This window comes from Nonomuraea sp. NPDC050733, from assembly GCF_040654215.1.
Classification (GTDB): Bacteria; Actinomycetota; Actinomycetes; order Streptosporangiales; family Streptosporangiaceae; genus Nonomuraea.
The window spans coordinates 1-9796 of record NZ_JBFAHO010000081.1 but is presented as its reverse complement, the minus strand read 5'-3'; the positions used below and the strand labels follow the sequence as shown (position 1 = coordinate 9796).

Genomic DNA, 9796 nt, shown 5'->3' with positions numbered 1-9796 from the left:
GCGCTGACGTCCTCGCCCACCACCTTGGCCAGCTCGCCGGTGCGGCGCCGGGAGAACCAGCCGATCGGGACGCGTCCCAGCGACGCGGCCAGCTGCCGGCGGAACGTCAGTTGCACCCGGCTGTCGAGAACATGCCCGATTCCCGACGACGCGGCGGTGCACAGCAGCCGGATGAGCAGGCCGGCCGCACCCGCGATCACCACGGTCCAGACGTGAACGTGGTCGATCGGGCCGGGCGACAGCAGGGTACGGCCCAGTTCGACGACCGCCAGCAGCGGGGCCAGACCCGCGAGCGCGCCGATGACCTGCAGGATCACCACGGCCGCGAAACTCCGCAGATGAGGGCGCAACAGCCGGGTCATGCTCTGTCCCGCCGCGCAATCGGCATCCGGTTGCTCGATCGTCTGAGCGAGGTCGGTGGTGGTGGTCATCGTTCTCCGGTCTTCGTCGATCTCGTCACGACCCGGCCCGTGGCCGAGCCGATGGTGGATGAGGGGGCGGCGGTGGATGAGGGGCGGCGTATCCGGGGTCGGCGTATGAGGGGGCGAGGACCCGGTCGAGCTGGCCTGGCAGGCCGACACCTAGGAGCGGCGTGACTACGCCCCTACCAGCGCGGGCACCGCCCTGCCCACCGCCCAGGCCTTCACCCGCACCCCCCTCACGGATGCCGGACGTGGCTGACCGGGTCTGCCTGTGGCACTCCACAGACATGCAGACTGACGCCCGCCAGCGGCACGCCCTCACCGCCCTACTGGCCGCAGGCGCCCCCGTCTACGAAGACCCCGCCCTCTCCAGTCGGCGGCTCTCTCGACCGCGGCCTTCACCACGCGGCTCGATGTCGTACTCATTCATGCGGAGACTGTGCACGGGCGGTCGACTATCAGTCTTGGACAAATGTTCCCGCGGAGTCGAAGGCCGACCGTCCGCCACCATCGTCGGGATCGGGGTTGCCGTGCGTTAGCGGTCATCGGGAAACCCCGATTGGCGGCCATGACGACCCTGGCGGACGGCCATGGGTGCAGGCAGACGGCCAGGAGAATCCGGGGTGCCGGTAAGACTCGTGCAACCAGGTACACCCGTTTGAGTCCGCCCAGGTCAGTGCTGGTGTCCACGGACCGTTTAAGGGATCTTTTGTCGCTCACCAGCGTCAGTCCCCCGATCCGTCCTTAGCGTAGCTACCCGTCAGTAGAGTCCCGGCGCCCCGGCAAGGCGCTCACCCCGCGGATGCGGGACCCGATAATCAGCGGGTTTGGGGCCCCACTTCACATGATCGACGCGAATCCGGGCAGGGTCCACGCGAGGTGATTGCGGTGGAGGGGCGTGGCCAGGATCAGAAGAACGGACTGACGATCGGAATGTGGCACTCCGAGGTGTGCCCGATGATCGGCCTGCAGGGTGAACTTCAGGCATCGACGGTCAGCCACTTCTTCGACCAGATGGGACGCGTCCTGGCCAAACACCCCGACGTGGTCGTGGTGGACCTGTCGCGGGTGGCGTTCTGCGACTTCGACGGCGTGGCCGCGCTGGTCGGCGCGTATCGGCGAGCGCGACAACTCGGAGCCCGGCTGGTGCTGGCCGGGGCGCAGGGTAGATGCGCTCAGATCTTGCATCGCACCGGCCTGGACCAGATCCTGCCTCCGATTCCCGCCCGCGCCGAAGCGGCCTCGGCGATACCGGCCTGACCTGCGGGAGCCGGAGGTCGCTCCCCCGGGCCCTCGGCTCCCGCGACCCGTCGCGGAGTAAACCCGCACCAGGCAAAGGATCATTGCGAGCGTGGCAAAGATTCGCCCTGCTCGGCGTGGAAGTGCCGGAATCGCCGGGGCGATTCTAGGCTCGGGCCAGTGAACCCATCGATAACACCGGCGGGCGGCGCAAGGAGCCGTCGAAGTGATCACCGTCATCGTCTTCGCAATGGCGACGGCGGCCGCCGTGGAAGTCGTGCTCGGCCTGGTGCTGCTCGGCTGGGCGGCCGTCGAGCTCGGCACCTTCGTGCGCCGGCATCCGGACGGCGCCACCGGTGGCCTGCGCGAGCTGGCTGTGGGCGCGCGGCAGCTGTGGCCCGCCGCCAGCGCAGCCTCGCAGCCCATCGGGCGGCGCGTGATTCGATGGCGTCATCGGCAGCAACATCAGCAGGGCAGGTGGGTTCGTCGCGTCGGCCGCGCCTCGGCCGACCACGCGCATGCAGCCGTGCGTGTCCGCCGCAGTGGTTCTGGCCCGCTTCGTCGCGGGGCCGGTGGACCGGTCATGGGCCGACGCCGCGCGGTGCGGGTCAGGGCTGGCCGGTGACGTGCTCGACAGTCGGGGTGCCGGCGATGCCGCCCGATGTCCCCAGAGCTGCGGCCTGATCGAACAGGTCAAGGAGCGCCTGGACGGGAATGGTGCGCTGGCTGGGATGGCTCAGGTACTGGCCCGGGACGATCGTGTAGCGGTTGCGCCGGCCTTCGCGCCGCACTTCGATGTAGCCGGCGTCCTCCAGGTCGTTGACGATGCTGCCGGCGGCGCTCGCTGATGCCGATCGTGGCGGCGATGTCGCCGATGCGCGCGTTCGGCTTGTCAGCGATGAGGCGCAGCACCCGGGCGTGGTTGGTCAGGAATGTCCAGGTGGGCTGCCGTTCGGTCTCCTTCACGCCCGCGCTGTCCTCTCCTGGCGAGGTTCGGAGCGAGCCCCGGGCTTGGCGCAGTCCGGCATAGGAGAAGCTTAAGTGAGGAATCCAGGTTCAGGTGATCTTCCTAGACGCCTTTGAGCAGTGGGGTCACAGACCAGGAGACCCCAGGGTTTCGGGCGCTTCCCAGGCCGCCAGTTGCCGCTCGGGGTCGGTTTCCTCCTGCGCACTGGTTGATCAGCTCGGCGACGGCTGGCCGGTCCGGCTAAGGGAAGTCTCCGTCGCCGCCGCCCTCGACCACGACGAGACGGACGTGGAAGCGTGATGGCCGACTACACGCGGGCGCTGACCGCGCACGGCTGGCAGGTCAAACCCGACAGCGGACCCGACTTCCAGGAGCAGCTCCTGGAAGTCTGGATCACTCCGGGCTGAGCGGGACGGTACCCGGGCCATTGGGGCCGTCGGAGGCCGGGTGGAAGTGCCGGCATACGGGCCAAGATGATCCCAGCAACGTGACGTGGGAGGGCGCATGATCGTGTTCACATGTGCGGGCTGCGAAACTCATCATCGCCAACACCAACGACGGCCTGGCCGCCGCCCGCGCCCGTGGTCGCGTCGGCGGACGCCGCCCCCGGCTCACCCCCGAACAAGCCACCCTCGCCCAAGAGCTCTACGACGCCCGCATAAGAACCATGCAGCAGATCGCCGACCTCTTCGGCGTCCCCCGCTCCACCGTCTACGGCCACCTCGACAAGAACACCACCGTGCTCCGCGAGCCGAAGAAGCGCCCCGCCGAAGCGTAACCAGCACACAACGATCTTCAGCGGGGCCTACTTTGCGGCTTGCCGTAGCCTTCTTCTTCAGGGGTCCTGGGCCCTGACGGTGCGTCAGTACTGCCCGATGTAGTGCTGGACGCCGCCGCCCCTGGGGAGCCGCCGCGCCCACTCCGCGATCCTGCTCGGGGAGGGGTCGTCGGACAGGACGGCCATCGCCAGGCCGGGCAGCGTGACGTTCTGCCGCCAGAGCTCCTGCCACTGTTCGTACCGCAACGACAGGTAGCGCAGACGGCTCATCCGGCCCAGCGCGGCCAGGTCCATGACCGACGATCCGCACAGGTCCAGTGCGTAGAGCCGGGGCGCGGTGACCAGCGGTTCAAGGTCGACGGCGTGGTGCGTGCGCACCCGCACCGCGCGCAGCGTCGGATGGCCCGCGATCGGCGCCAGGTCGAGGACCTCCACGTCCTGAAGCGTCAACGCCTCGACGGCTGTGTCCCGGAGCGGGCTGAGATCGGCCGACCGGCACTGCGTCAGCTCCAACTTCAAGAGCCGGGTGCCGCGGACGGTGCCCAGATCGATGTCGCCCCCGCCCCGCACCCACAAACTCTGGGTGTTGTGGCCGGGATTCAGCACCTCACGACATGCCCAGACTGTGGACGCGTCGGGCGCGTTCTCGTTCTCCCGGGCGAGGGCCATGTCGCCGAGATCGATCCGCAGGTCGTCGTCCTCGCACGTCCAGTCGCCTCGCTCGAGTGCCTCCACGTGGCGGCGCAGCAGCGAGGTGACCGAGTCAGCGACGTAGGTGGGGCCGTCTCGCCGCAGGCCGATACGGATGACCTGGCCGGGACGACCACCCGGCCCGGGGTCCATGTCGACGGCGAGGTACTCGTTGTTCCCACCGTCGGCGAACGGGATCCAACCATCCCGGTCGATAGAACGCCGGACCGCCCCGGGCGGGCCGTCGTCCAGCATGATCCTCCATGGGTCCGGGTCGAACAGCGGCACGTTGTCCATCCAGACGTGATCACTTCCCAGCTCGGACACAAAGGACGCTGAAAGCCAGTCGTAGCCATTGTCGATGAGTCCCAGATCATCATCGCCGTCCATCACGTCGTAGAGGGCGCGCAGATCGTCGGGAAGCGCGTGATCCAGGTCTGCGAACATTTCCTCGCGATCCGCCGCCGGTGGCGGCAGCTCATCGGAGTAGCCGAGGATCTCCTCGCGGCGCTGGAGGTAGGCGCGCAGCAGGCGGACCGCCTCGGCGGGATCCCCGGCCTGCGTCGGATCGGCGGGCCCGTCCACCTCATCGCCGGGACCGCTGGGCAGTGCCTCCTCGTCGAGGACGCAGGCGGCGCCCGAGTTCTCCGCGCGACCGCCAACGGCGGCCTCGAACCACCCCGAGGGATGCACGACCATCGTGACCGCCGTACCACGGCCGAGGCGCAGCGCCTTGCGCAGGTCGAACGGGAGACCGTGGTTCTTGAGGGCGCCGTCGGGCAGGGTGTAATAGCCTCTGGTACCTCCGCCGATGGTGAACGTGGCGCGTCGCCAGCCGTCCGGGGCCCGGGCGGCGGTCTGTACCGCCAGGCGCCGCAGCACCTCGGTAGCCTGGGGGTTCTGCTCGTTCTCCGCGGCCCGGCGGCCGGTCAACCGCCAGAAGTCCAGATGGCCGCGCAGACCGTCGTGGTCGGGGTCGGCGAGGATCTCCTCGGTGATCCACGGAGCGAGCCGGACCGCCTCGGCGAGATCGTCGAGCGCGGCGTCCTCGTCACCGAGCAACGCATGGACCCACCCGCGGTAGTGGTGCACCTTGGCGCCGGGGTGCAGGGCCGCGGCCTTATCGATCACCCGAAGTGCCTCGCGGGCACGCCCGGACTCGCCGAGCTCCAGCACCCGGGACAGCCAGCCGAGCAGATACCCGGGGTCCTCCCGGGTGGCGCGCTCCCAGTCCACCGGCCGGATGCCCGCCAGCAGACAGGTCGCGGGACCTGCCATGCCGCCGTCCGCTGCCCGTTCCATGGCCGTGGCGGCCTCCACCGGATCGGCCTCCATCAGCAGCCAGCCACGCCACAGCTCGGCGAGTCCGGGTTCCGCCCCGGCGGCCAACGCCCGATCGAACGACTCCAGCGCCACGTGCAGCATCCTCGCGTCCAACGCGGCGAACGCGACGTCCAGCCAGCGATCGGACGAGCCGTCCGCGGCGGCGATCGCGGGGATCAGTGGCCCCGCTGGGCGCCGGGGCATCTCCTCCAGCATGAACCCGCTGAGCCCGATCGGCCGCACCGACCGTTCCCGGAACACCGCCGCACGGGCCATCAGCGGCTTCAGAACGTTCTTGGCGAGAGTCCCGCCTGGTGACGCCGCGGCGAGAAGGTCGAGCCCGGCGGCTGTCCGGTCGACGCCCTCGAAGCCCATCCCCGCGGGATCGGTGAAGCCGAGCACGTCGACCACGAAGACCTCGTCGCCGGTCGCGAAGATCAGCCCTTTCGGGATGTCGCCTTCGCACCACCCGGCCCGGGTGGTCCCGTAGGTGCAGCGCCAGAACGTCCCGTCCGGCCAGACGCGCTCCATCGTCCCGCTCCTGCGCCATTCCCAGCCCGCGGCCGCCAGCCGCTCGCGCACCCTCGCCTCCGTCATGGCACCCAATTATGGGACGCCAAGATCACCCATGACGGACTTTTAGTCAGACGGCGGGGCCGTTCAACAACGGGAGGCGACATCGCTCGGCCTCGTCGAGCTCGGCGATCTGTTCGCGCCGCTGCGCGCCCAGCTTGCTCGCGCCCGGCGGATGATCGGCGGAAACACTCGGAGATAACGCGAGACGGCCAGCCAACAGCCCGGCCCGCCCAGAGACACCAACGCCGGACCGCACTGGGCGATCTGCCCGACCAGAGCGTCCCGTCCCCCGATCAGCCTGACCGAGAAACAACCCTGTCGACCTGCGAATCAGTGCTAAGCGCTGATACCCGGCCGGATCTTCCCGCCGTCCCGAGCGGAGGCGATGCGCGCGTACTCCGGCAGCGGCAGGCCCTCGGCAGTGAGCACCACCAGGGCGGGATCAATGCGCAGCCGTCCCGCCGGACGATCGCCCGACCCGCCGACCATGACCGCACGCGTATCCTCGTGACTTCTTGAATGACCTCTACGACGGAAATTCCCAGAGGTGGACTGAGTCGCAGTGGGCGCTGCTGATGATCACGGGTCGGCTGTCGAGATCGGCCACCCGCAGCCCGAGCACTTCGCTGTTGTGCCCCTGGAGCGGCTGGCCCAGCAACCGGCGCTCGGCCAGGTCCCACACGCAGATGGTGCCGTCCCGCGCTCCGGTGACGGCGAACGGACGACCGTACACGGTGCCCCCGGTCAAGCAGCTGATCTCGTCGCCGGGCACGGTGAGGGGTTCGCCCCACTCGTTGGATTCGAGGTCCCCCAGCACGAGGCTCTGCCCGCCCGCTGCGATGACCCGTGTGCGACCGTCCACCGGGGCCAGGGCGAACTCGGTGGGCGTCTCGTCAAGGTCGTCAAATTTGGCGAGGTGCCGCTCTTCCTCGATGTCCCACACGAGCACGCCACCGTGCCGACCGCCGGCCACCACGACCGGCCGACCCGCCAACAGTCCCGCCGCGGCAGCGCTGCTGGCGCGTGACTGGCATTCCAGCTCCTCAATGTACACGAGAGAGTCGTAAGGCGAGGGCTGCTCCGGATCTGTCACAGAATCGTCCACGTCGTCAAGGCCGCCATCGTCGTCATGCCAGTCCTCCGGCTCGGCAACGGACGGGTCCCACAATTGCACGCCCCACCTGCCCGTGAACCCCACGAGCAATCTCGAGCGATCACCGAAGTCGGCTCTGACTACCGAGCCCGGGCCGCCCGCCTGTGCGCTCAGCCGTACCTTGCCCGTCTCCAGGTCCCACATGGCGAAGTCTTGGTGGTCACCTCCGCCGCCAATCACGATCCGGCCGTCCACCACCGCGGCACCGAGCGAAGTTAGCTCCGTGTAGGGGAAGTCCTCGTCCGGGACGTCGAGCTCGTACTGTGTCCAGCGGTCGCCGGCCGGATCCCAGGTGCACGCAAGCCGGTCTCGGTCGGGGCTGCCGACGAGGATCAACCGACCATCGAGGCTGACCAGGTCGAAATCCACAATGTGGCCGCAGGACGGAGCCGAACTGGAGATCAAGCGAGAGTGAACTGTCATACCGACACCTTGCCAGCCCCCTCAGACACTCGGTGCACCGACGGTCTGCTGCTCAGCACACCCGTCCGGGCGCTGGCCAGCCGCCTATTCGCGCGATCTCTAAGGCGATCAGACACCGCAGCCGGACGTCACGCTTCGCTCAAGATCATTCTCAGCGGCAATGACTGTTCCTGGGTTCCTCAACCCCGCGGTTGTGCCTGCCGGGCCCGGCGTGCGCGCCTGTGGACCGGCCACGCCGAGCTCAGCGAGGTCGGCGTGGCCGGTTCGTGCTCTGCCTGATGCACGTCGGTAAGGAGTTCAACGCAAAGGTGTACCCGCGGTGCTCGGCCTCGTCTACTGAGTAGGCTCGACCCGTCAGTCCGCGGTCTGCCTGCCGCAGAACACCTTCTGGACGAGCCTGTCCACCAGCTTCTGGTAGTCCTTTGCCGGGCCCCTTGTGGCCTCGTCGACCCAGGTCACGGAGGCGGTCAGGGTCTTGCTGCCGTCGGGTGAGCTGTACATGAACGCCCCGTAGCCGTGCGGGGGGCTGCCGTTGTGCTGGTAGACGGTGCCGCAGTCGGGGCCCAGGTCCTGCACGAACAGCCCGAGGCCGTAGCCCATCTTCGGGTGGGGCTTGCGCATCTCGGCCAGCAGGTTGGGCGGCAGGAGCTTGCCGCCGTTCAGCGCGGAGATGAACGTGGCCAGATCCTGGGTGGTGGAGATCAGGTCGCCGGCGTCGGCCAGCAGGGACAGGTTCTGGCGCGAGATGTCGACCGTCTTCTGCCGGCCGTCCTCCTCGTACCGGTAGTAGCCGTGGGCGTGCGGCCCGGGGAGCTGCGTCCGGTTGCCCGCCACCATGGTGCCCCGCATCTTGAGCGGCCGCAGGATTTCCAGCAGGATCGGGACCTCGTGGCCCTTACAGTGCAGCGCGGCCCTCCCGCCCGCGGCCCTGACGTCGCGCACCCAGCCCGTGCCCCGCCCGAGCATCGAGACGAGGAAATCGGCGCCGCGGTAGCGGGTGACCGCGACAGGGACCGAGGTGAGGTTCCCGGTGCGGCGCCCCGCCACCTTCAGCACGGCGACATCGCGCGGCGACAACCACCGGGCTGCCGCCTCACGGTCTGCAGTCCCGCCGACGACCAGACCACCAAAGAATTGGAGCGTCTGCAGGGCCCTCGGGCCTGACCCGTGCCGAACGGCTCGGACGGCCGCGATCACACCGAGATGAACGGCTCCGTCAGGTGCGGCGTCGCCAGGTGTAGCGTGGTGGCGGTGTCGCGGCTGAGCATGCGCTTCCTTGCGTGCCTGGCCGCCTCAGGGTCGATCTCGTGCGAGTAGGCGATCTCGGGGTGGAGCAGCTGGAGCGCGTGCACCAGGAGGTCGCCGGTGACGAGCACCAGCTCGCGCCCGTCGGCGACCAGCACGCTCTGGTGCCCGGGCGTGTGGCCTGGCGTGGCGACCGTGCGCCCGGCGCGTAGCGGCGTGTCCCCGTCGAGGAGCCGGAGCCGACCGGCCGCCTGGAGCGGGTCGGTGAGGGTCTCGCGAAGCTGTGGGTTGAGCGCGTCGAGTGCGTCGAACTCGGCCCGCTGGAGCAGGTATTCGGCGTTCGGGAAGTAGGGGCGGCGGTCGCCGGCCGCGCTGCCGGGCGAAGCGTTGCCGTCCACCGCGCCGCCCATTGATGGAACGGCGGCCTCGGTCACGACCGCCCATCCGACGTGGTCGGTGTGCAGGTGCGTGAGCACCACGGTGTCGACCTCGGCCGGGTCGATGCCCGCGGCGGCGAGCGACTCGGGGAGCACACCGGGCACGGGCGCCCACGAGACGGCCGGGCTGTCCGCCGGGCCGATCCCGGCGTCCACGATGGTGAGGCCCTTGTCGCTGCGGATCGCGTACGCGCGGAACTGGAGCCGCCAGCGGCCCTCGGCGTCGACCGCGGCGGGGTCGTAGCGGTCGGCCTCGGCCCACTGAGCGGCCGTGGCCTCGGGGAAGGCCTGGGCGCGCGGGGAGAAGAACGGGCCCTGGCCATCGGTGAGGGCGATGATCTCGGTCGAGCCGATCCGGAGATGGGGAACGCTGAGGGACATGGCCGCGATCCTGCCATGCCTCGCACACAGATGGTCACTCACCCCACCACCAGCTCCTGAACTACAAGGGGTGCCGGTAAGAACCGTGTCATGAGCCCCAAACGGCGTTGATCTTGTTGTGATTTGGCTGGTCGATGCTGGGCGGCTATGACGCACCCCCCG

General features: G+C 69.3%; 8 protein-coding genes and 1 pseudogene. 3 read left to right on the top strand and 6 right to left on the bottom strand.

Going from position 1 to position 9796, the window contains the following annotated elements:
* A pseudogene (locus tag AB0H64_RS44715) lies at window positions 1-431 on the bottom strand (ABC transporter ATP-binding protein); the annotation flags it as partial.
* Window positions 432-1301: 870 nt separating this feature from the next.
* On the opposite strand from AB0H64_RS44715, the gene AB0H64_RS44710 reads away from it, so the two are divergent.
* Together AB0H64_RS44710 and AB0H64_RS44705 are read left to right on the top strand one after the other, a co-directional pair.
* On the top strand, window positions 1302-1682 hold the full coding sequence (locus AB0H64_RS44710) for an STAS domain-containing protein (RefSeq protein ID WP_357637994.1): 381 nt from the start codon (window positions 1302-1304) through the stop codon (window positions 1680-1682).
* Window positions 1683-1887: 205 nt separating this feature from the next.
* Window positions 1888-2286, top strand: a complete 399-nt coding sequence (locus AB0H64_RS44705; RefSeq protein ID WP_357637992.1) for a hypothetical protein — start codon at window positions 1888-1890, stop codon at window positions 2284-2286.
* Here the strand turns inward: AB0H64_RS44705 and AB0H64_RS44700 are convergent.
* The gene (locus AB0H64_RS44700; RefSeq protein ID WP_357637990.1) at window positions 2270-2452 is read right to left on the bottom strand and encodes a hypothetical protein; all 183 of its coding nucleotides are present in this window, start codon (window positions 2450-2452) and stop codon (window positions 2270-2272) included. The two genes, AB0H64_RS44705 and AB0H64_RS44700, sit on opposite strands and share 17 nt — an antisense overlap.
* A gap of 696 nt (window positions 2453-3148) precedes the next feature.
* On the opposite strand from AB0H64_RS44700, the gene AB0H64_RS44695 reads away from it, so the two are divergent.
* Window positions 3149-3406 (top strand): helix-turn-helix domain-containing protein, encoded by a 258-nt coding sequence (locus AB0H64_RS44695; RefSeq protein WP_357637988.1) that lies wholly within the window; start codon window positions 3149-3151, stop codon window positions 3404-3406.
* A gap of 84 nt (window positions 3407-3490) precedes the next feature.
* Here AB0H64_RS44695 and AB0H64_RS44690 read toward each other — a convergent pair whose 3' ends face one another.
* The 4 genes from AB0H64_RS44690 to AB0H64_RS44675 form a co-directional block, all read right to left on the bottom strand.
* Window positions 3491-6016 carry an SMI1/KNR4 family protein gene (locus tag AB0H64_RS44690; protein ID WP_357637986.1) on the bottom strand — a complete coding sequence of 842 codons (2526 nt, stop codon included), beginning with the start codon at window positions 6014-6016 and terminating at the stop codon, window positions 3491-3493.
* A gap of 505 nt (window positions 6017-6521) precedes the next feature.
* Window positions 6522-7571, bottom strand: a complete 1050-nt coding sequence (locus AB0H64_RS44685; protein WP_357637984.1) for a WD40 repeat domain-containing protein — start codon at window positions 7569-7571, stop codon at window positions 6522-6524.
* A 354-nt stretch (window positions 7572-7925) separates the two neighbouring features.
* Window positions 7926-8627, bottom strand: a complete 702-nt coding sequence (locus AB0H64_RS44680) for a serine hydrolase domain-containing protein (protein WP_357637982.1) — start codon at window positions 8625-8627, stop codon at window positions 7926-7928.
* A 137-nt stretch (window positions 8628-8764) separates the two neighbouring features.
* Entirely contained in the window at window positions 8765-9634 is an 870-nt protein-coding gene (locus AB0H64_RS44675) for an MBL fold metallo-hydrolase (protein WP_357637981.1), read from the bottom strand.
* Window positions 9635-9796 lie beyond the last annotated feature (162 nt).

What these genes read in the sequence shown, in the direction of transcription:
- AB0H64_RS44675 (WP_357637981.1), bottom strand. Translation starts at nt 9,634, where the DNA reads ATGTCCCTCAGCGTTCCCCATCTCCGGATCGGCTCGACCGAGATCATC.
- AB0H64_RS44690 (WP_357637986.1), bottom strand. Translation starts at nt 6,016, where the DNA reads ATGACGGAGGCGAGGGTGCGCGAGCGGCTGGCGGCCGCGGGCTGGGAA.
- AB0H64_RS44685 (WP_357637984.1), bottom strand. Translation starts at nt 7,571, where the DNA reads ATGACAGTTCACTCTCGCTTGATCTCCAGTTCGGCTCCGTCCTGCGGC.